This is a genomic window from Actinokineospora fastidiosa (genome assembly GCF_014648415.1).
GTDB classification, from domain to species: domain Bacteria; phylum Actinomycetota; class Actinomycetes; order Mycobacteriales; family Pseudonocardiaceae; genus Actinokineospora; species Actinokineospora fastidiosa.
Map to the genome: position 1 here is coordinate 512,022 of NZ_BMRB01000002.1, position 21,800 is coordinate 533,821.

General features: G+C 73.8%; 13 protein-coding genes and 1 pseudogene. 3 read left to right on the forward strand and 11 right to left on the reverse strand.

Going from position 1 to position 21,800, the window contains the following annotated elements:
* Window positions 1-420: 420 nt before the first annotated feature.
* Genes IEY98_RS12285 through IEY98_RS12295 form a run of 3 tightly spaced genes read right to left on the reverse strand, consistent with a single transcriptional unit; the run spans window position 421 to window position 3,403 of the window.
* Complete coding sequence (locus tag IEY98_RS12285; RefSeq protein ID WP_189210558.1) at window positions 421-2,211, reverse strand: hypothetical protein; 1,791 nt, start codon at window positions 2,209-2,211, stop codon at window positions 421-423.
* A gap of 5 nt (window positions 2,212-2,216) precedes the next feature.
* Window positions 2,217-2,882 carry a response regulator transcription factor gene (locus IEY98_RS12290; protein ID WP_189210559.1) on the reverse strand — a complete coding sequence of 222 codons (666 nt, stop codon included), beginning with the start codon at window positions 2,880-2,882 and terminating at the stop codon, window positions 2,217-2,219.
* Window positions 2,873-3,403 (reverse strand): sensor histidine kinase, encoded by a 531-nt coding sequence (locus tag IEY98_RS12295; protein WP_189210560.1) that lies wholly within the window; start codon window positions 3,401-3,403, stop codon window positions 2,873-2,875. Before IEY98_RS12295 ends, IEY98_RS12290 begins: the two co-directional genes overlap by 10 nt.
* 137 nt (window positions 3,404-3,540) lie before the next feature.
* On the opposite strand from IEY98_RS12295, the gene IEY98_RS12300 reads away from it, so the two are divergent.
* A complete protein-coding gene (locus tag IEY98_RS12300; RefSeq protein ID WP_189210561.1) occupies window positions 3,541-5,406 on the forward strand; it encodes an Hsp70 family protein in 1,866 nt (621 codons plus the stop codon).
* On the opposite strand, the gene IEY98_RS12305 is transcribed toward IEY98_RS12300, so the two are convergent.
* The gene (locus IEY98_RS12305; RefSeq protein WP_229786846.1) at window positions 5,307-8,324 is read right to left on the reverse strand and encodes an AAA family ATPase; all 3,018 of its coding nucleotides are present in this window, start codon (window positions 8,322-8,324) and stop codon (window positions 5,307-5,309) included. The genes IEY98_RS12300 and IEY98_RS12305 overlap by 100 nt on opposite strands.
* Window positions 8,309-8,884, reverse strand: coding sequence for a hypothetical protein (locus IEY98_RS12310; RefSeq protein ID WP_189210562.1), 576 nt, complete (start codon window positions 8,882-8,884; stop codon window positions 8,309-8,311). Before IEY98_RS12310 ends, IEY98_RS12305 begins: the two co-directional genes overlap by 16 nt.
* Window positions 8,885-8,974: 90 nt before the next feature.
* Here IEY98_RS12310 and IEY98_RS12315 point away from each other — a divergent pair, with 90 nt between their 5' ends.
* The gene (locus IEY98_RS12315) at window positions 8,975-9,457 is read left to right on the forward strand and encodes a hypothetical protein (protein ID WP_189210563.1); all 483 of its coding nucleotides are present in this window, start codon (window positions 8,975-8,977) and stop codon (window positions 9,455-9,457) included.
* A 183-nt stretch (window positions 9,458-9,640) separates the two neighbouring features.
* On the opposite strand, the gene IEY98_RS12320 is transcribed toward IEY98_RS12315, so the two are convergent.
* The gene (locus IEY98_RS12320) at window positions 9,641-11,341 is read right to left on the reverse strand and encodes a hypothetical protein (protein WP_189210564.1); all 1,701 of its coding nucleotides are present in this window, start codon (window positions 11,339-11,341) and stop codon (window positions 9,641-9,643) included.
* Between the two features lie 170 nt (window positions 11,342-11,511).
* Window positions 11,512-16,659 (reverse strand): glycosyltransferase, encoded by a 5,148-nt coding sequence (locus IEY98_RS12325; RefSeq protein WP_189210565.1) that lies wholly within the window; start codon window positions 16,657-16,659, stop codon window positions 11,512-11,514.
* Between the two features lie 559 nt (window positions 16,660-17,218).
* Here IEY98_RS12325 and IEY98_RS12330 point away from each other — a divergent pair.
* Complete coding sequence (locus IEY98_RS12330; RefSeq protein ID WP_189210566.1) at window positions 17,219-18,226, forward strand: hypothetical protein; 1,008 nt, start codon at window positions 17,219-17,221, stop codon at window positions 18,224-18,226.
* Window positions 18,227-18,402: 176 nt separating this feature from the next.
* On the opposite strand, the pseudogene IEY98_RS33500 reads toward IEY98_RS12330, so the two are convergent.
* The 4 genes and pseudogenes from IEY98_RS33500 to IEY98_RS12345 all read right to left on the reverse strand — a co-directional run.
* Window positions 18,403-18,816 (reverse strand): annotated as a pseudogene (locus IEY98_RS33500) (WXG100-like domain-containing protein); the annotation flags it as partial.
* A gap of 10 nt (window positions 18,817-18,826) precedes the next feature.
* On the reverse strand, window positions 18,827-19,138 hold the full coding sequence (locus tag IEY98_RS12335; protein WP_189210567.1) for a hypothetical protein: 312 nt from the start codon (window positions 19,136-19,138) through the stop codon (window positions 18,827-18,829).
* Window positions 19,135-19,530, reverse strand: coding sequence for a YbaB/EbfC family nucleoid-associated protein (locus tag IEY98_RS12340; RefSeq protein ID WP_189210568.1), 396 nt, complete (start codon window positions 19,528-19,530; stop codon window positions 19,135-19,137). The genes IEY98_RS12335 and IEY98_RS12340 overlap by 4 nt, the downstream gene beginning before the upstream one ends.
* Before the next feature lie 17 nt (window positions 19,531-19,547).
* Entirely contained in the window at window positions 19,548-21,785 is a 2,238-nt protein-coding gene (locus IEY98_RS12345; RefSeq protein WP_189210569.1) for a hypothetical protein, read from the reverse strand.
* Between the last annotated feature and the right edge of the window lie 15 nt (window positions 21,786-21,800).

Genomic DNA, 21,800 nt, shown 5'->3' on the forward strand with positions numbered 1-21,800 from the left:
GCCAACCGGTCCCGCCCACGGTGCCGCGATGCTCGACGTGCACCCGCCATACGGTTCGGTCCGTGTCACGGCGGTGGTCAGTGGGCTCGTGCCCTGGTGATGATCCCCTCCGCCGTGCGGACCAGGATCTCGCAGGCTCGACAGTCGAGGTCCGCTCGACACCCGGGCCACGGAACGACGGTCAGCGGCTTCGTGCCCTGGTGATCCCTCGGTCGCACGCGACCGATACCACCAGTCTCAGGCTCCACAACCCCGTGCGGGCGGCGGCGCGAGGCGATGTCCGTTCGTTCCACACACGGGCACCACAGTCAGCGGGGCCGTGCCCGGCTGTGGTCAGCTCGCGATCCAACCGGTCTCGCCCACGGTGCCGGGATGCTCGACATGCACCCGCCATACGGTTCGTCCGTGCCACGGAGGTGGTCAGTGGGCGCGTGTCCTGGTGATGATCCCCTCCGCCGTGCGGACCAGGATCTCGCAGGCGCGGCGGTCGCGGCCGGGGGTGGCGGGGTGTTCGGCGTGGGTGCGCCAGCGGGCGGCCGCGTGGTGGGCGGCCGTGGTCACGTCCTCGTCGGTGGCGGCGGCGGGCAGGCCGAGTCGGGTTCGGGGGTCGGGGCCGTGGGCGCCGAGGAGGCGGGCCGCGTCGGTTGCGGACCCGCGCAGCACGGCCGTGCTGTCGATGTCGTCCAGCAGGTCCAGTTCGGCGAGGTCGTGGGCCTCCGTCGCGATGCGGTCGGCGGCGAAGCGCAGGGGGTGGTGCGGGGGCAGTGCGGCGACCAGTCCGGCGACCGAGACCAGTGCGCGTCGGGCGGCGATCAGGGGCGCGCGGGCGGTCAGGGCGCGGGCGAGTTCGGCGATCCCGCCCGACCGCGCCAGCAGGATCCGGTGGCGGGACGCGCGCAGGGCCGAGGGGAACTCCGCCTCCGGCGGGTCCAGGCACAGCACGGCGTCGACGCCCGCGCGGGGGTCGTCGCCCGCCAGCCGCTCGGCCAGGCCGCGGTCCGCCGGTCCGGTCACCGCGACGACGTCGACCCCCTCGACGCGGTCCGGCACGGCGCCCGCAGCGTGCGCGCCGACGACCGCGATCCGCGGCGGGGCGGCCATCCGCTCGGCGACCGCGTCCCACGCCGCCTGGGCCCGGCCGCCCGCCGCGTCCCGCGCGCCCCGCCGCACCAGGTCGCGCACATCGCGGTACACCGCGCTGCGCTCGACGTCGGGCCGCGGCCCGGCGGCGGGCTCGATGCGCTCGGCGACGCGCACGGTCACCACGCCCACGCCGTCCTCCACCGCGCACTCCAGCATGCCGCCGAGCACGGCCAGCCGTTCGGCGTCGTAGGCGAGCGCGGAGCGCAACTCTTTCGCCGTCATCCCCGCCGTGTCCGCCGTGACGCGCACCAGCAACGCGTTGTCCCGCTGGAAGTCCACCGCGACCGGCCGGTCCGACGACACTCCCGCGAGGACGGTCAACACGGCCGCCACCGCCTGGTAGAGACCCGATTCCACCTCCCAGCCGACCCGCCTGCCGAGGTCGCCGCCGAAGCGGACGGGCCGGGGCAGGGTGGCGGCCAGCTCGGCGAGCGCCGCCGTCGGCCCCCGGTCGGGCAGCATCGCCGGGTACACCCCGCGCACCACGGTGCGGAACCGGTCGAGCAGGTCGTCGAGCGCGCCGCGGACGCCGTCGAGTTCGCGCGCGACCGCGTGGTGATCGGCGGTCTCCCGCACGGCGAGCAGCCGCCCGCGCACGTCGTCGAGATCGCGCAGGGTCGTCGCGGTGATGGACTGGACCAGCCGCTGCCGTTCCAGGTCGCGCACCTTCGCCAGCCGTCCCCGCGCCCGCGCCACCTCGGCGCGCAGCCGGTGCGCGCGGGACTCGGCCCGGACGCGGTCGGCGCGCGCCCGGTCCAGCCCGGCCGACACACCGATCCACGCTGCGGTCTCCCTGAGCAGCGCCAGTTCCCCCGAGCCCCACCGGTCGACGCCCACGACGACGAGCATCCCGTCGTCGGCCACCGGCATCCGCACCGCGTCCGTCCGATCGGTCCGCGCGGGCGGGTGTTCCGGCCACGCCGTCACCACCGAGAGATCGCCCGCCATCGGGACGCAGTAGGCGACGTCCGCGCCGAGGCCGTCGGCGAGGTTGCGCACGAGGGCGTCGACCAGCGAGCCGGACGGCACGCCTGCCACCACGTCGTGCGGACGCCTGCCTTTCGGCACGCCCGCTACCCGTCGATCCGCTGCGCCCGCAGGTAGGCGAGCACGGCGAGCACGCGCCGGTGGTGCACCGCCTGGTCCCCGGGCAGGTCCAGCTTGGTGAAGATCGAGGCGATGTGCTTCTCCACGGCCTTGGCCGAGACGAACAGCTCCGCGGCGATCGCGTTGTTCGTGCGGCCCTCGGCCATCAGCCGCAGCACGTCGTGCTCGCGCTCGGACAGCGCGGACAGCGCCCCGCCGTCGCGCCCGCCGGGCACCTGCACCAGCCGCTTGGCGAGCACGGGCTCGATCACGATCTCGCCGTCGGCGATGCGGGTGAGGGTGTCGTCGAGCACCTGCACCCCAGCGACGCGTTCCTTGAGCCGGTAGCCGATCCGCTCGGTGCCCACCTCCAGGATCCGCATGAGGTAGTGCGTCTCGGCGTAGTGCGAGAGCAGGAGCAGGCCGGTCTCCGGGCGCAGCGCCCGGATCCGCTCGGCGGTGGCGAGCCCGCCGTCGGGGTCCGGCGGCATGCGGATGTCGAGCACGGCGACGTCGACGGGCGTGGTCGCGACGAGCGAGAGCAGGGCGTCGCCGTCGCCCACGCAGCCCACGACCTCGTGCCCGGCGGCCTTGAGCAGCAGCACAAGGCCCTCGCGGAACAGGACGCCGTCTTCGGCAATGGCTACCCGCATCGCAACGCCGCCCGGTAGTGGCGTGGCCCGGGCCTGCCGGGCTGCCGGTCGATGATCCGCACGCGGACCAGTCTCCTCCCCCGCACCCGCACGTGGACAGCGGTCCCCGGGCACAGGGTCTGCAGGTGGTCGGCGACGAGCAGGCCGGTGCGGGCGCGGGCGTCGCCGTCGAGGTCGTGGGCGGGCAGGTCGAGGCGCAGGCGCAGGCCGAGCCGGTCGGCGAGCGAGCGCAGCGCCGGGCCGACGCCCGCGCCCGCCAGCACCGGCGGGTAGATGGCAGCGCCGACGCTCCGGAGATCGTCGAGCGCGCGCTGGAGCGTGGTCTGCGCGGTGTCGAGCCGGGGATCGGCAACCGAGCGGGAGACCATGGCCAGCTCCAGTGCCAGCACCGACACGTCCGCGACGGCGCCGTGGTGCAGCGTGCGCTCCAGCGCGTAGCGCCGGTCGGCGGCGTCGCGGCTCGGCGCGCGCAGGCGCCGCGGCAGCACGCCGCCCCACCGCACACCGCCGATGACTCCCACCGCACCAGCGTCGTTCTCGATAGTTCCTCAGGCAAGGGGTGTCCACCCGACAGCGTGGTAGGGATTCCCCTACCCCCCTTGGGCTGTGCCACGATGGGTGTCGGTGTCGATCACTGAAATGGCCACGAGGGGACGCGATGCGGTACGGAGTGGGCATCGACCTGGGAACCGCGTTCGCCGCGGCCGCGGTGAGCGGACCCAACGGGACCAGGATGGTGCCGCTGTCCCCCGACGTCGTCACCCCCGCGGTGGCGTACGCGGCGCCGGACGGCACGTTGCTGACCGGCGCGGCGGCGCTGCGGGGCGACCCTGATCCGCGCCGGGTGGCGCGCGGGTTCAAGCGACGGCTCGGCGACCCGACGCCGCTGGTGCTCGGCGGCACCGCCTACTCGCCCGCCGCGCTCATGGCCGCCCAGCTCCGCGAGGTGCTGGCCGCGGTCACCTCGGCCGAGGGCGGGGTGCCGGAGTCGGTCGTGCTGACCTGCCCGGCCGTCTGGGGCCCATACCGCCGCGAGCATTTCGCCGAAGTGCCCCGGCTGGCTGGCCTCACCGATTTCCGGCTGGTCACCGAGCCCGAGGCGGCGGCGGCGCACTACTCGGCCGAACGACGCCTCGGCGACGGCGAGATCGTCGCCGTGTACGACCTCGGCGGCGGCACCCTGGACACCACGATCCTGCGGGTGCGCCCGGACGCGATGGAGATCCTCGGCACGCCCGAGGGCATCGAGCACATCGGCGGCATCGACTTCGACGAGGCGCTGATCGCGCACGTCGACGAGCGGCTGGACGGGGCGATCACCGCCCTCGACCGCTCCGACCCGGCGCAGGCCGCCGCGCTCGCCGAGATCCGCGCGCTCTGCGTGCGCGCCAAGGAGGAGCTGTCGATCGAGCCGGACGTGCGGCTCGACATCCCGCTGCCGTCGGGGAACCGCGAGGTCACCGTGACGCGGCTGGAGTTCAACGACATGATCCGCCCGCAGGTCCAGCTCACCACGGAGGCGCTGCGGCGCACCATCGCCTCGGCGGGCCTGCGCACCGAGGACCTGTCCGCGCTGCTGCTGGCGGGCGGGTCGTCGCGCATCCCGCTGGTCTCGCAGCTGGTGTCGCAGGAGTTCGGCAAGCCCGTGCGGGTGACCCTGCACCCGAAGTTCACCGTGGCGCTGGGCGCGGCGGCCGTCGCGGCGCGGGCCGAGGACGTGCCCACCCCGGCCGCCGACCCGCGCTCCGGCGTCCCCCGGCTGGCCACGCCCCCGCACGGCGCGCTGCCCGCTCCCCTCGCCGAGGTCCCGCCGAGGCCCGCGCGGCGGAAGTGGCTAGTGCCCGCCGCCGCTGCCGCGGTCGCCGTCGCGGTCGTGGCGGCCACGCTCGTGTTCGTCCTCGGCGGCAGCGAGACCCCGCCCGCCAACGCGGGCACGACGACCACCACGGCGAACGGCGCGCCCCCGGTGGCGGCCACGGAACCGCTGCGCGTCTACGACGACGGCGTGATCACCCCCTACCACGGGCTGGTCGCCTCATCGGAGAACTGGGGCGGCAACGAGCTGAACGGCGAGGGCGCCGCCGAGCAGGCCACGATCTCCGCGGTGTCCGGCGACGGCCTCAGGGTGACCTGGACCGGCGGCACGCCCGCCCAGGTCTACCTGCAGAGCAGGCCGGGCGGGCGCAACCTCAAGTCCTATGTGGACGACAACGGCGCGCTCGTCTTCGACGTGGTCGTGCACACCCCGCCCGCGAGCGGGCTCAAGGTCGCGTCGCACTGCGTCTACCCGTGCGCGGCCGAGCTGCCCGCGACGGACCTGTTCAAGGCCATGAAGCCGGGCGAGCGGTCCCGGGTCGTCATCCCGCTGTCGTGCTTCACCGCCGCGGGCCTGGACCCCACCCGGGTCGACACGCCGTTCCTCGTCTACACCGACGGGGCCTTCGAGGCGACGTTCTCCGACATCGGCTGGATCCCCGGCGCCGCGGCCGATCCCGCCGCCCTGGCCTGCGACGCGCTGGAGTAGGGCGGGGGGATGTCGGCGGGCAGCAGCACGCACAGGTCGTCCATGGTGGGCGCGACCAGCGAGCGGGTGCGCCGCGCGTGGCGGGTGACGGCCTCGTCGAGCACCTGCCGGGCGTAGCGGCCGTTGCCGAAGGAGTCCCCGCGCGGCGCGGCGACGAAGTGCGCCCTCAGCGCCGCCACCGTGGCCCCCGTGCACTCGTATCCCGCGCTCGACGCGTGCTGGTCGACGATCGTGACCAGCTCGTCGGGGGTGTAGTCGGCGAAGCGCACGCGGTGGGAGAACCGCGACGACAGACCGGGGTTGGCGGCGAGGAACCCGGCCATCTCCCGCTCGTAGCCCGCGGCGATCACCACGACCTCGTCGCGGTGGTCCTCCATCAGCTTCACGAGCGTGTCGATCGCCTCCCTGCCGAAGTCGTGGCCGGAGCCCGCGCCGGAGGAGAGCGTGTACGCCTCGTCGATGAACAGGACTCCGCCCCGCGCCCGGTCGAACGCCTCCGTGGTGCGCCGCGCGGTGTGGCCGACGTACTCGCCGACCAGGTCGGCGCGGCTGACCTCGGTGACCTGTCCCTGCGCCAGCACGCCCATGGCGGCCAGCAGCGAGCCGTAGAGGCGAGCCACCGTGGTCTTGCCGGTGCCGGGCGGCCCGGCGAAGATCAGGTGCCTGCCCAGCGACGGCACCGGCAGCCCGGCCGCCTGCCGCCTGCGCGCGGAGGCCAGCAGGTCGACCATGGCGGCGACCTCGGTCTTGACCTCGTCCAGGCCGACGAGCCCGCGCAGCGTGCCGAGCAGCTGCTCGACGCGTTCGGCGTCCACCCGGCCCGCGCCCGCGCCGACGGCCGCGCCGGGCAGCGGGCCGAGGTCCTGCGGCAGCAGGCGGGTCAGCGACACCTCGGACACCGGGTCCTCGTCGGCCAGCCGGTACGCCTGCCTGCCGATCATCTCCTCGAAGACCTTGCGCGCGGTGCGGCCGTTGCCGAACGCGGCGTCGCGCGGGAGGTCGGTGAAGTAGGCGTGCAGGGCCGAGCGGGTCTCGAACTCCAGCCGGTAGTGGTGGTCGCGGCACAGGCCCTCGACGATGGTCACCAGCTCCGCTGAGGAGTAGTCGGTGAACTCGATGGTGCGGGAGAACCGCGACGACAGGCCCGGGTTCGCCGCGAGGAACGAGCGCATGTCGTTGGTGTAGCCCGCGACGATCACCACGACGTCGTCGCGGTGGTCCTCCATCAGCTTGACGAGCGTGTCGATGGCCTCCCTGCCGAAGTCGGGGCCGGTGCCGCCCGAGGCCAGGGTGTACGCCTCGTCGATGAACAGCACACCGCCCAGCGCCTCCTGGAACCGCTCGGTGGTCTTCAGCGCGGTGCCGCCGATCACCGAGGCCACCAGGTCGGCGCGGGCGACCTCGACCAGCTGGCCGGTGCGCAGCACGCCGAGCGCGGCCAGGATCCGCCCGTAGAGCCGGGCCACGGTGGTCTTGCCGGTGCCCGGCGAGCCCGCGAACACCAGGTGCCTGCTCAGCGGCGGCGACGGCAGCCCGGCCGCGGCGCGGCGCTCGGCCATCTGGTGCAGCCGCACCAGGGTCTCCACCTCGCGTTTGACGCCGTCGAGGCCGACCAGGCCGGCCAGCTCGGCGAGCAGCGCGTCCAGGCCCTCGCGGTCCGGGGTGTCCTCGGGCGGTCGGGGGGTCGGCTCGGGAGCGGTGTCCGGCCGTTCGACCGGCACGTGCTCCGAGGTCATCATGGCGATGTCGTCGCCGCGGTTGTCCTTGACCACGCACCCGGTGATCCCGCCGCCCGCCTTGTCGTGCCAGGCGACGCCCGTGGCGCACTCGCGCACCTCGCCGCCGTCGACGGTGAGCCGGGCGGCGCCGCGGGCGACCATGCCGGTGTCGCGCGCGCCGACGACCCGGGTGGCGCTCACCCGGACGTCGGCCTGCCCCTCGGCGAGCACCCCTGCGCCCGCGCCCGAGGTGATCGCGCAGCCGCTGAGGCGCACGGTCGCGGTCCCGGCTGCCACCACGGAATCGTGGCCCGCCTTGGTGATGACGCACTCGACGAGGTCGGCGGTCGCGGTGTCGACCACGTGCAGCGCGTGGCCCGCCGCGCCGTCGACGGTGACGCGCTCCAGCTCCGCTGCGCCGTCGCCCACCACGACGACGGCCTGCGCCGCGACCCGCTCCACCCGGCAGTCGCGCAGGACCAGGCGCGAGCCGTCCGCGCAGAGCACCGCCGCCCCGTCTACTTCGGACAGGGTTGTGCCGGTGGCGACGAGCTCGCCGCGCTCCTCGGCCACGATCGCCGTGCCGCCGATCCGCTCGACGCGGCAGTTCCCGACCGTCGCCCGTCCCCGGTCGGCGACGAGCACGGCGCCGCGCGCGTCGGTCACCACGCAGTCCACCAGGGCGGGCGCGCCGCCGGTGCGGGCGACGACCGCGGTGCCGCCGATGTCGGTGAGGGTGCAGGTGGTCAGGTCGGCGCGGGCGCCGTCGAAGGCCAGCACGCCCGCCCCGCCGGGGTTGCGCACCTCGCAGTCGGTGGCCCGGAGGTCGCTGCCGCCGCGGACCACGATCGCGACCTCGGAGTCGGCGCGCAGGGCGCACTCGTCCATCCGCAGCGAGCCCGCGACCACGTCGACAGCGGCCTCCCCGCCCCTGTGGGCAAAGGCGATCCCGCACACCTCGGCGTGCTCGGCGGTCAGCTGGAGGACGGGCGCGCCGGCGGCCTCGACCCGCACCTCACCGGCGGCGGACAGCGTGACCTCGCGGTCGATGACGACGGACTCCTGGTAGACGCCGGGCCACACGGAGATCACGTCCCCGGGGCGGGCGGCGGCGATGGCGTCGTTGATGGTGCGGAAGCAGTCCGGCTCGGTCGGGGACACGCCGAGCACGGACCGGGTGCCGGTCAGCCTGCTCGCCACAGCGACCCCTCCTCTGCGGACGGGCTGAGCGCGGCCCGGACCCGATGCCGCTCCAACGGGCTCAGCCGCCCCGGCGGCGCGGTCACCACGGCGTGCTCGACCAACGCCGGGTCGGGGGCGACGAGGTGCCGGTCGAGGAAGTACCCGCTGGCGGCGGACCAGACCCAGGCCCCGTCGGACCGCAGATCGGCGGGGACCACGTCGGCGGGGCTTTTGGCGAGGACATCGGGGAGGTGGTTCTCCGCGGCCATGACGACTTCCCCGCCGTCGAGGAAGTCGAGCAGCTTCTGGCGCTCATCCGCGTCGACGACCAACTCGCGCGCCGGGGAGAACCAGGGCCCCCGGTTGGCGGAGGCGCCGTCGAACACGGGCGCGACCCGGACGGGCCGGGCGGGGGTGGCCGACCAGAGCAACACGGCGGACTGCAGCGCGGTTTCGTGGTAGTCCGGCAGACGGGTGTCGGCCCCGAACACCTCCACTCGCGGGATGGCCCCAGCCGCAGTGAGGGCGTTCTGGACCTCCACGGTGACGGCGATCAGCACGTCGTCCTCGGCCTGCACGAGATAGACCCGGTCGGTCCCGTCCCGCGTAACGGCCCAACACGCCTCGGTCCCCCGCTGACCCGCGACGGCAGCCACGGCGACCCGGTCGTGCTCATCGCGCCCGTCGGGCGAGAACCGGTGCTGGGCCGGATGGCTCTGCAGGGCGGCTTTGAGCAGCCCGATTACCCGATCACGCTCATGCCCCGACTCGGCGAAGCCCGCTCCTGCGCGGCGGTCACGGGGCTGGAAACGCCCGCCGCCAGCCTGCCCGGCGGAACCATCACCCGAAACCAGACTGCCGCGACCCTGGGCGGTCTCGGACACCGAGCAAGCATCGACCACACCAGCCTGTCCGGCAGGGCCATCCCCCGGAAGTCCCTGAGCGGGCGGCTGGGTGGGGGCGGCGGCGGGGCTGGCCTGTCCTTCGGCGCCCATCTCCAGGAACGGGCGGGGCCGCACGCGTTCACCCGAAGCCCCGGCTTTCCGATTGCGGGCGCGGGTGGGCTGCCATGGCGTCTCATCCTGGCGTTGGCTGGCGCGCCCGGTCCGGGCTGGCTCGGCTTCGGTGGGCGGCCCGGCCGCCTGGGGTGATGTGGCGGGGTGGTCGTCGTGCGGGAGTGGGCTTCGGGCGGTGGTGAGGGCGGTGAGGAGGCTGGTCAGCCGGGCCGTGTCGCCCTCGGCGAGCACTTCGCGGGCGATGATGAGCCAGGGGTCGGGGGCGTGGCCTGCGAGGGCCAGCAGGTGGGTGTGGAGTTCTTGCATGTCTCCTCCTTCTCAGGCTGCGGGCAGCGCGCCGAACCAGCGGGTGGGGGTCGGGGTGGTGGTGGGGGGTCGGGTGGCGGCGGCGGCGCGGAGGCGGGTGAGGGCGGTGTCGGTGGGGGCGCCGTCCTCGGCGAGGAGCAGGCGGCTGTGCTCCACGGCGAGGACCCGGAGGCGGGTGTGGGCGGGCAGGACGGCGTCGCCGTCGCCGAGGCCGTCGAGCCTGCGGGCGGTGGTGGTCCAGATGAGGGCTTCGGCCGGACCCACGGGCCGCGTCACCCGGGCGGGCAGGGCGACGACCGGGGTCGGCAGCCGGAGGACGGCTCCCGTCTGGGCGTTGCTCTCCTCCGGAATCCCGCGCACGACAACACCGCGAAGAGTGGGAAGCCTGCGCAGGCCGCCCGCGAGACAACTGTGGAAGTCCGCGTCGTAGAAGGCCTGCGGATCGTCGGCGAACACGTGGACCACGGCGAGTTCCGCCAGGAGCGCGGGATCGTCCCCACCCGCCCGCAGTCCGGGTCGCTCGGACAGCAACCTCGTCACCGTCCGGACGGCGATGTCGTACCGACTCCCCAACGCGGCCCGCACCCGCTGCCGCTGCTCAGGAGTGCTGTGCGCGTCGATCGGAACCTCGACGGCCGCGCGGGTCGCGGCGACGGGGAGAGCCCGCGACGGGGCCGGGACAGCCGTCATCGCGGCGGTGACCTGCACGGCGGCGCGGGCGGCGGGCGGAGCGACCGCCGATACGGGCGTCAGCAGGGCCGGTGCCAGCGACACCGCTGGCGAACTCGATGCCGGAGCGGCCGGTGGCGGACCGGTCTGGGCGGCAGCCCGCATCGACGTCACCGGGGCAAGCCGCCTTGTTCGCGCGGCCACCGACGGCGCCACCGCCGTCACGGTCGTCGACGGCACGGAAGCCTGCGGACGGGCACGGCGGGACGGCATCGCCCTGGCCGTGCCGACGAGTGGATTCCCGGGCAGGACCCGTCCGTCGGCGGTGACCACCACCCGACCGCGAGGCGCGTTGCCCACATCCGCGTACTCCACCGTGACGTGATCCCGCACCTCATCCGGCAACGCGCGCAGCACCGCCTCGACAACGGACGCCGACGCCTCGGCGACAACCACCAGCCGCTCCCCGCCCGCCACCCGGGGCCACTCCCCCGCCCGGGAACCGTGGATCCACAGCCCCGACGGCGTCTGGGTGACGTGCTCGCCCAGGTCCTCCGGCAGATACCGCTGCCACCACGGCTCCGGATAACGCGGTCCCGTCCGCACCCGCGGCCGCCCCGGCGCGTACGCCGCCCACCCCAGCCCCCGCCCCGACACGAACACCGCACCGCCCTCGAGCGCGATCAGCTCGCCCTCCGGCGCCACGACCTCCACCCCGAGTCGGTCCGCGAGCAGCCGGGCGGGCGGCGGCGCGCCATCCGCGCCGACCGCGCCCCAGTAGGGCGCGAACACCCGGATTCCCCGCTCCCCGCCGACGACCTCGGCGAGATCCGCGACAACCCACGGGTCCAGCCGGGTCAGGGCCGCCATGGCCGACGCCCCCACCACAACCGGCGTCCGCCCCGCCTCCCCGACCAACCGCTCGGCCAACTCCACCGTGTCCCCGGCCCCGCCGACGACCACGGCCGTGCCGACCCGCGTGACGGTGATCGCGTCGTCCATCGTGTCCTCCTCATCCACCACCGACACGGACAACGCGGCCACGAGGGTTCAGCCAAGGGGCTGATCGCGACCACCGAAGCCCACCGCTGGTCAGGTGGAGGGCTGGTTGCGCGGCTCGCCCGCACGCCGTCGCCACTACAGGAACCGCGAGCGCAATGCGCACGCCGAATCACCGACAACACCGCCGTCTCTGCATGGCCCCCGCGAGCAGGTCAGCCCGGCAGGGGCCTGCCCCGGGGCGGGAACCGCAGGGTGCGGGGTTCCTCGAAGTCCCCGCCGATCACCTGGGCCACGACGTCGCGGCCGGTGATGGCCGCGAGGTCGGCTGCCAGTTCGGCGGTGACCGCGGCGCCGATCAGGCGGAAGCCGTCGAGCCTCGGGACGAGGCTGGCCGTCGTCCCGCGCACCGGGATGACCTCCCCGGCCTCGGCCGCGACCTGGATGCGGTGCACGTCGACATCCCGCCGATGCGCGGCGAACCCGTACGCGTCCTGTTCGGCCAAGCGCGGCGCCGCGGCGTCCAGGTCATCCAAATAGGACATCCAGTCCGGGTCAGGCGCCGACCGCACGCGCGCGTACTCCGCCGCCTGGTCGCCGAGGGTGTCGGGGGGCTCCGGCGGGTCCACCCGCTCGGGCCCCAGGACGAACCGCGCACCGCCGAACAGCGCCGTCAACCGTGCCCTCACCTCCGGCGGCAGCTCGACGTACGCCGTCTGCTGCTGCGTGCTCCCCGACGGCTGGAACTCGTACTTCGCCGACACCACCCGCACGTCCGCCGGGTCCAGTTCCAGCAGATCGAGGGCCGCCAGCCAGGCGGGCACCCGCTGGGCGGCGGGCAGCGCGTCGATTGCCTTTGCCGCCGATGGCACAAGCAGCACGCCCGGCCTGCTCGCGAAGTCCCGGTGTAGGTCCGCGACGGCGCCCTTGACCGTGTCGAGCACCTTGCGCCCGTCCACCGCGGCGGGCACCGGGGACAGCCAGCTCTGCGCGGACTCCACGCGCACCACGTCGTCCGGCACGGACGGGAACGTGTCCTTCGTCCGTCCCAGCTTCGGGTCCACCTTGATGCCCGCGCGCCGGGCCAGCTCGTCGAAGGTCGTGATGTCCGGGCCGGTCCGGAAGATCGTCTCGTTGCGGGCGTTCTTGGTCTCCTCGATCCGGTCGCGGGTCGCGGGCGGGAACACGTCCCCGGTCACCGCCGGGCCCCGCCCCTCGGACCCCGCCACGATGTCGACGTACGACTTGGACACGTTCCCGCCGATGATGTCGAGCAGATGCCCCGTGCCCGGCGCCTTGGCCACCGCGATGAACGCCGAGTTGTTCACCCGGTTGTCCCGGTCGAGGGAGACGCCGAGCCCGAACGGCTCGCCCGCGATCCGCTGGACCGTACCGGCGAGGTCGCCGTGGACCAGGTTGTCCCCGTCGGTGTAGACGCCGCCGAAGCGGTCGAGCACCTCCAGCCGCAGCAGGTCGCTCGCGGCGGCGTACCCGCTGCCGTTGCGCCGGGACCGCTCGGCGCGCACCTCGGCGTCGAAGCGCATCGGGCTCTCCGCGGTGAACACCTCGTCCACGTTCACCAGGCGAATGCCGTTCTCCCTTGCCCACTCCAGCATTCCCGCGACCTCGCGGGCGCGTCCGGTCAGCTGCTCGACGTCCTGCCCCCGCACCGCCTCGACCTCGGCGCGCGGCACGTCCGTCCAGACCACGAAGTCGAAGTCCGGCTGGTTGCGCCTGCTCTGCGCGACCGTGTCCATGAAGGCCGAGCGCGGGCCGCTGTCGGGGAACAGCGGGCCACCCAGCCAGATGCTGTGCACCAGGTGCGGGATCTTCCGGCGCTTGGGGCCCAGCCGGGTGTCCGCGGAGGTCCACTTCCCGGTGGTCACCTTCGCCTCGTCGAGGCGGTCGAGGCTGGGCCGGGTCGAACCGGCGGGCGGGTGCGCGTCGAAGTGCGGCTTGGTCATGTCGATGGTGGAGAAGAACGCCGCGCGCTTGTCGGCGTGCAGGCCGGTGTAGTCGAACCCGTGCGCCCAGTCGGGGGCGGGCGGCGCGACGCGGTCGCCGAAGACGTCCTTGCCCAGCGGTGACGGGGTGGGCGTGGCGCGTTGCTCGGCGCGCAGCACGTCGGTGATCTCGTCGGGGGTGAGGGGGTGGGTCGCGAGGTCGCGGTCCGTGGTGTCGGGCTCGTGCCGGGGGCGTCCGGACTTCTGCTGGTCGAAGTGGGACTGCGTGGGGGTGGGGTCGACGGTCGACGGGGCGTGCAGGGTGGCGTGCTCGCTGACCGGCAGGTGGACCTGGCTGGTGGTCATCCGGTCGATCATCCAGAGGTACCGGGGCAGCACGACGGGCGTGCTGTGCGACGTGGTGCTCATGATGCCGCCGTCGCCCTCGCGGACGTTGTTGAGGCGGGGCTCGTAGCGCACCTGCTTGTCGCCGTTCGCGTCGCGGTAGACGATCTTGTGGGGGTCGCCGCTGTTAAACACCCGCTGGTAGTCGCGGCCGCGGTCGCGGTACTCGTCGGGCAGTCCCAGGTAGTGGCCGACCTCGTGGGCCAGGGTGACCGGCGGAACGCGGGTGCCCCACATCTCCTCGTTGGCGCGGTTGTTGTTCTCGACGTCGACGACCACGTGCGCCGCGCCCGGGGTGTCGACGAACTCGAGGCGGACGTGGAGCTGGGGGCCGGACGGCAGGCGGTATCCCTGGTTGAACAGGGCGTCGACGCCGAGGCGGGCCTTGTCCTTCATGTCGGTCACCTGGTCCGGCGTCACCGGCTTCTTCGGGACCAGGTGGAGGCGGACGGTGTACTCCTGCACCAGGCGGCCGGGCTCGACCTCCATCAGCCGGACGTCGTACCTGACGGTGCCGTGCACGTAGTCGGGATTGGTGCGGGTGGCGTCGCGGACCATGCCGATGTCGGTGAAGTCGACCTTGCGCACGGTGGCCTTGGCCCGCAACGACTCCCAGGACCGGGGCGGGAGCGGGTCGGACCGGGTGAACCACGGCGCGCTCCGCAGGGTCGACCGCCCCCATGCCGGATCGTGCTGCGGCTGGTGGTTCGACGGGGTGGGCGTGGTCTGGGGCGTGCTTTGCGGAGCGGTACCGGGCGGCGGGGCGGACCGGGAGTGCGGGCTGCGCTCCACCGGGCTGTCGGGGAAGGCGGCGGTGATCCTGTCCACGACGCTGTCAGGCACACCGGAGGCTTGGTAGAGCGACACGTGCGTGACGGAATCGGGGCGATCGCGCAGGAACAGGTCGATCGTGGCGTCCCACGCGGCCGGACGCTGGCTCACGGGCAACTTGTCGATGGCACGCTTGGCGGAGGCGAGGTGCACCACGCCGTGGCGGGCGGCGTGTTCGCGGTGCAGGTTCTGCACGGCCCCCTTCACGGCGTCGATGACGGTCCGCTCGTCCATGACGGGGGCAGGGGTGGTGGGCCCGGGCTGGCCGCTGACGGGAGCGGGCTGCTGGCCGCTCGCGGGAGCAGGCTGCTGGGACGCGGGCTGCTGGCTCGCGGGATGGCTTGCAGAGCGCTGGTCTGCTGGCGCCTGGCTCGCTGACCGCTGGTCCACCGGGGCCTGGCTCGCTGACCGCTGGTCCGCTGGCGCCTGGCTCGTTGACTGCTGGCCCGCTGGCGCCTGGCTCGTTGACTGCTGGCCCGCTGGAGGCTGAACTGCTGGCCGCTGGCCCACGGGCAGGTTTACCGGCTGCTGTCCTGCTGGCGGCTGGTTAACCGGGTGCTGACCTGCATGCGGCTGGTTCGCGGGTTGCTGCGTCGCGAGCGGTTGGCCTTCCGGCTGATGGCTTGCGGGCGCTTGGCCTGCTGGCGGCACGGGCTGCTGGCCCGTGATCGGCTGCTGGCTGTCCGCCGGGTCGTGGGGCGTGCCGTCAATCGGCTGTTGGTCGCCGGGTCGCTGGTTGGCGGTCGGGGCGGGCTGTTGGCCATGGCTCGGCTGTTGGCCCTCGGCTGGGGTGGGCTGTCGGTCGCCACCGGACTGCGCGGGGACGAGCGGTGGCGGGTCGCCGATCAGGCCGGGTTGCGTGCTGGTCTGCTGGCCTCCCGCCGAGCTGGGCTGGTCGTCGGTGGGTTGGGTTTGGGGTTTGTCCAGCCAGGCCTTGGCCGAGTTGGAGACCACCACGTCATACGGCACCGCTGGGAGGTTGTGGCGGCGTCGGTCCTGGATTTCGTCCAGGGGGATGTTCAGGCGCTCGGCCAGGCGTTCGAAGGTGCGGCCGTCGGGGCCCGTTCGGCGGATGATCTCGTTGCGGGGGGCGTCTTCCAGGAGCTTGCCCGTCAGGTTCGAGGGGGAGAACTCCGGGAAGAGGGCGCTCATCGGCTTGCCTGCGTTGTCGCCGGTGATGTCGAGGTATTCGCGGATGCCCTTCGAGCCCGCGGCGGCGATGATCGTCGAGTTGGTCAGGTGGGGCGACAGCGCGCCGGTGCGGCCGATGGCGAGGCCGTTGGGGTCGCTGGCGACGTGGTGGAACACCTCGGTCAGCTGGCCGACGATCTCGTTGTCGCCGTCTACGTACATGCCGCCGAAGCGGTTGAGGATCTCCAGGCGGAGGATGTCGCTGGCGGGGGCGTAGCCCGTCCCGGTGCGACGCGAGCGGTCCGCGCGGGCCTCAGCGTCGAAGCGCATCGGGTTGTCCGAGGTGAACACCTCGTCGATGTTCACCAGGCGCACGTTCGCCCTGTCGGCCCAGTCCACCATCTCCTTCACGGCGGCCTCGCGGTTGCTGCGCGGCGTCTGCCGGGCGGCGGTGATCTCCGCGCGGCTGACGTCCGTCCACAGGACGAACCGGAAGCCGGGGTTGCGGGCGGCCCCGGTCTCCACGTTGCGCTTGAACTCGGCGTCGCGCAGCGGGCCGCCCATCCAGATGCTGTGCACGATGTGCGGCACCTTCTGGTTCTTCGAGAACGGCCCGGTCGAGCCGAGCAGCGGGGGGACGCCGCTCTTGGCGATGCTGACCCCGGCGGTGACCCCCGACTCGTCGCTCGGCAGCCGCCGCGGCTTGAGCGCGTCCCGGGACGGCGGCGGGTTGCGCAGGTCGATCAGGTCGAAGAACGCACCGCGCTTGTCCGCGTGCAGATCCTTGTAGTCGTAGCCGCGGGTGAACTCCGGCGCCTTCGGCGGCGTGCGGTCCCCGAACGCGTCGGTACCCAACCGCGCGTCCCGCCTCGGGGAGCGCTGGGGTTCGAGGCTGGCGATGAGCTCGTCCCTGGTGAGCGGGTTCGTCGCCGGAGACCGTTCCCCGACCGGCGCGTCCTGCGGCGCCTCCCTCGGCCTGCGCGGGGTGCTCGCAGGCCCCGTCGGCTCCCCGATGGACGCCGTGGCCACCGCAGGCTGCTGCGACGGCGTCATCTCGGGCACCGCCGTCGACGACACCCCCACCGACCCCTTGCCCCCAGGCGCGGTCCGACTAGGTTCGGTCGAAGGCATGGAGCGGGCGGACGGCTGGGCCGGGGCACTGGCAGGACGCTCGGCCGCCGGAGGCGCCTGCTGCGCACCCTGCCGCACCCCACTCTCCGACGAGGTGCTGGGGACGTCCTGCCGCACGGCTGTCGGACCGACGGCAGCCTGAGCGACGGTCCCGGTGCTGTCGGACGACACCTGAGATGGCGCGTCAACGGTCGTCACCGGACCACTGACGGGCGGCGGGAAACCACCGGCGGTCGTGGGAGCGACCTGTGCCGAGATCGGCCCACGACCATCCGAGCGGCTCGTGCCGTCGGAGTGACGAGGATCCGTGCCGTCCTGAAGTCCGGGGACCTCGCTCCGACGCCCACCACCGCTGTCCGACCGATCCGGCTGGCCAGCCCCATCGACACCCTGCCTCGGACCCGTGCCATCCCCCGACAACTCCGTCCCACGACCGCCCGCCCCGCCCGGCGAGGTCGAGGACGTTTGCGAGGTGGGCGAGGTGGGCGAGGTGGGCGAGGTCGGGGAAGTCGGCGAGGTCGGCGAGGTCGGCGACGTCGGCGAGGTGGGCGAGGTCGGGGAAGTCGGCGAGGTGGGTGAGGTCGGGGAAGTCGGCGACGTCGGGGAAGTCGGCGACGTCGGAGAGGTCGGCGACGTCGGAGAGGTCGGCGACGTCGGAGAGGTCGGCGACGTCGGAGAGGTCGGCGAGGTGGGCGAGGTGGGCGAGGTTGCGGGAGTCGGCGACGTCGGGGAAGTCGGGGAAGTCGGCGACGTCGGAGAGGGCGGCGAGGTGGGCGAGGTCGCGGGAGTCGGCGACGTCGGAGAACTCGGCGACGTCGGAGAACTCGGCGACGTCGGAGAACTCGGCGACGTCGGAGAACTCGGCGACGTCGGAGAACTCGGCGACGTCGGAGAACTCGGCGACGTCGGAGAACTCGGCGACGTCGAAGAGGTCGGGGAAGTTGGGGAAGTCGGAGAGGCCGGGGAGGTTGGCGATGTCGAGGAGGTTGGCGACGTAGGCGATGGCGGAGAGGTCGGCACCGGCGGTGGGACCGGTCCGGTGGTGCCGTTGGACCCCACCGGCTGCCCGAGCCCCTCCGTCCCTTTCGGACCACCCGTCGGGGCCGGGTTCGCATTGTCCCCCTCAGGACGCCGGGGGTCGTCCGGGGTGCCTCGGCCGTTGCCGCGTAGTGCGCCGCCGATTTCGCCGCCCAGGGCGGTTCCGGCGCCGGAGGCGGCGCCTGAAGTAGCGGCGAACGGGTTCATGTCGAACTCGCCCTCGGTGGCGTACTTGTACGTCGCCTCCGTCAGGGTCTCCTGCAGGCTCTCGATGCCGGTCCCGATCACCGCCTTGGGGACCGCCCCATGCCAGTTGTACCCCGTGGCGATCTTGCCCAGCAGACCGTCCAGGCCCTTCGTCGTCAGGTTCGACAACGCGCCGCCCAGTGCTCCCAGGGGGACGCCGAGGGCCGCGCCCAGGGCGCCGATGGCCGCGGCGGTCTTCGTGTAGTCGGTGTTCCACTCCGTGCGGTTGCCCGTGGCGAACTGGATTCCCTGCGCGGCCGCGTCGATGACCAGCTGGAACGCCACCCCGAACACCGCGGCCTGGGCGAAGCGCAGCAGCAGGCGGCCCAGCAGGCTCTGCAGGAGGAACCGCACGATGGCGATCCGGGCCGCGAGCCAGACCATGCTCGCGCCCGCGGTCCAGAACGCCATCGCCGTCGCCCACGCGATCTCCGCGATCAGCGCGATCACCGACAGGATCGACACCAGCTTGACGTACTCGACGTCCAGCGCCAGCTCCCGCAGGAACTCCGCCAGGGCGCGGAACCGCTCCTCGGCGACCGCCAGGTGCCCCCCGCCGCCCTCGACGAACGGCGCCATCCGGTCGGCGAACGCCTGCTCGGCCTGCCCAAGGAACGTGGACCTGATGGTCGCGACGGCCTGCGCCACCTGCGGCGCCAGCTGCCCGAGTCCCGCGGCGGCGGCGTCCCAGGCGTCGGCGAGCGCGCGCAGCTGGTCCTCGTTGGCGTCCGGCCACTCCTCGCCGGTGAGGACCTGGAACATGGTGCGCACTTCGTCGCTGACCATCATGGCCATGATGGGGCTCCTACTGGTTCCGGACGGACGAGTCCGCCTCGTTGCTGGTGTCGACGAAGACCCGCGCGGTGTCGAAGGTGCGGCCACCGGCCTCGCCGAGGACCTCGACGAGCAGGGCGAGGAAGCGCAGCGCCTCCTCCTCCCCCGGCTTGTAGCCCTGGTCGAACTTCTCGCCCATCTCGCCGGTGCCCCCGGCGCCGCCGAGGGCGAACACGACCGAGCGCAGGTCCCCGTAGATCCGCTGGGCCAGCCGCGCGGTCTCCTCGATGTTCACCCCGCCGCCGCGCAGCGCGTCGATGTCGACGGTGAGCCGGTCGGTCATCGCCCCCACCGCCCGGCCTCGTCGACGGCCTCGGCGACCATCGTGGACAGCTCGGGGCCGACGTCGCGCAGCCGGTCGAGGTCGATCCCCTCGGGCATCAGACCGGCGACGGCGCTCGCGGCCGCCTCCGCCGCCTTGTCCTGCGCCCTGGTCACCACGTCGACGACGCGCGCCGCGAGCTCGCCGGGGGCCAGGTCGCGCCAGCGGCGGCCCGCGAGGGCGATCTCGGTGAGCCTGCCGCGGCCGTCCACGGTCGCGGTCACCATCCGGTCCTCGGTGGCGGCCGACGCCGTCACCTCCCCGACGCGGCCGAGGGCGTCGGCGATCTTCGCCTGTTGCGCGCGCAGCTCGGCCAGCGCGGCGGCCATGTCGTTGTGCAGTGGGGTGAACATCATCGTCCCTTTCGGAATCAACCGGTGCCGGACTCGGTGGCCTCCGCGCCCTTGCGCGCGGCCGCGGTCCGGCCTCGAGGCGCGACGGATCGCACGTGCACGTGGGTGGGCGCCAGCGGCTCGTCGACCTGCTGCCCCTCGCCGCCGGGCCTGCCGATGACGCCGGGGCAGCCGTCGCGGTCGGCGCCCCAGACCTTCTCGTCCTCGGTCAGCCAGGTCTGCCGCTCCCGTTCGCGGTCGTTGCCGGAACCCCCGCCGGGACCGCCCATCCCGCCCATCATCGGCGGGAAGAACGGCATCCCGCCCAGCTGGTTCGCCCCGCCCTGGGCCGAGGGCGCGGTCGGCGGGCCGTCGGGCCCCGTCCCCGGGACCCGCTCGGACCAGTCCGACCAGGCCCGGTCCGTGCCCTGGCCGTCAGCTCCCAGCCCGTCGGTGCCCAGCCCGTCCGTGCCCAAGCCGTCGGTGCCCAGGCTCCCGGTGCCCCCGGCTCCCAGCCCGACGCCCTCCCCCAGCGCCTCGGGGTCGAACCCAGGACCGCTGCCCGGCGACGAGCCCGGCCCGAAGCCCAGCCCGCCGTTCGCGTCCCCCTTGCCGGACGGCTGGAACCCCGGCAGGTCGGTGACCGGCTTCAGGGGCGGAACGACGTCGGGCGACCAGCCGTCGGCGTCGTCGGGGTCCGGCGCCACGTCGGGCACGGGCGGCTTGGGCTCCACCACGCCGTCGACGATCCGCCGCCCGCCGGGCGAGCCGCCCAGCGGCGGCACGACCAGGGGCGGCGCCATCCCGCCCGCCGGATCGACCGGCCGCCCCGTCACCGGGTCGATCGGCCGCCCGGTCACGGGGTCGATCGGCCGCCCCGTGACCGGATCGATCGGGTTGCCCGTGACCGGGTCGATCAGCTGGCCGGGGAAGCGCGCCGCGCCCTCGGGCAGCGGCGCCACCTTGAACCGCTCCCCGCCGGGCCCGGAGCCGCCGTCTGGACCGCTCATGCCGCCCATGGCGTCCGGCATCCGGATCGTCGACCCCGACGTCAGCTCGGGCCCGCCACCGTTCGGCCCGCCCTTCGGGCCACCGCCACCGCCGCCCATCGGGTCCAGCTTGAACCGGCCGTCGCCGTCGCCGCCCTTGTCCTTCTTGTCGTTCAACAGGTCCTCGAGGTTCGGCGGCGGCGGCATCCCGCCGCCCCCGCCCCCGCCGCCCTTGGGCAGCGGGCTGCCGACGTTGGGCGGCGGGTTGTGCACCAGTTCGCGGAGCGAGCGGGCGGCGTCCTCGTAGGAGCGCGCGAGCACGGTGCTCATCGGCTGGGCCACGGCGTCGAGCTTGTTCAGCTCCGCGCGGAGGTAGTCGCTGATGGCGGCGTTGAACTTGTCCCACGTCGCCCGCTGCCGCAGGTCGCCGGACACGGAGGTGAGGCCAGAGGGGAACTGGACGCCGCCGACGAAGGCGTAGGAGTGGGAGTCGTAGGTCTGGAGCACGTGGGCGATCCACTCCTCGGCGGACAGCCCCAGCGGGTTGCCGTCGTCGAGGTAGTACGGGTCGCCGCCCTCGCCCTTGTTGGCGAGGAACAGCCCGCGCTTGCTCAGGTAGTTCCGGACGTTGGCCATGATCGCCCGCGCCGCGTTCGCCGCGCCGTTCAGCAGGAAGGCGTTGGACTTCCACCAGGCGTTCGCCATGTTCTGGCCGAACAGGCCGAGCCACTGCGCGGCGTTGCGCAGCCCTTCCGGCGTCGGGGGCCTGCGGGCCAGGAAGATCTGGCTGCGCAGGTCTTCCAGGGTGAAGGCGAGCCGCCGCAGGTTGACCTGGATGGCGTACGCCGCCTTGCCCTTGAACGCCGATCCCTCGCCGGAGAGGCTCGTGGTCCACGTCCTGACCGACTCGGAACTGGTCCTGAGCCAGGACACGTACTTCTCCACGACCGCGGCGCTGTCCCACAGCCGCTGGACGTCCATCGTCCCGAGCTTCCCGGCGAACAGCTGGTCCGCGACGCCGTTGATCTCCTCGACCATGGTGCGCCAGTTGTCGAACGCGGCCATGTTCAGGTCGACCCCGAAGTAGTAGGTCTTCCAGGCCCGGTAGTGCCAGGAGTTCTCCGCGCTCGGCTTGTCGGAGAACAGGAACCACGTGTGCTGGCCGCCCGGCGCTCCCCCGGTGTTCACCTGGCCACGCAGGTCGGGGCCGGTCCCGGTGACGGCGAACAGGATCTGCTCGAACGACGATGCGGAGAGGTCGTCGCCCTCCGGCAGGGTCACAGGCATGGTCTTTCCTCCGTG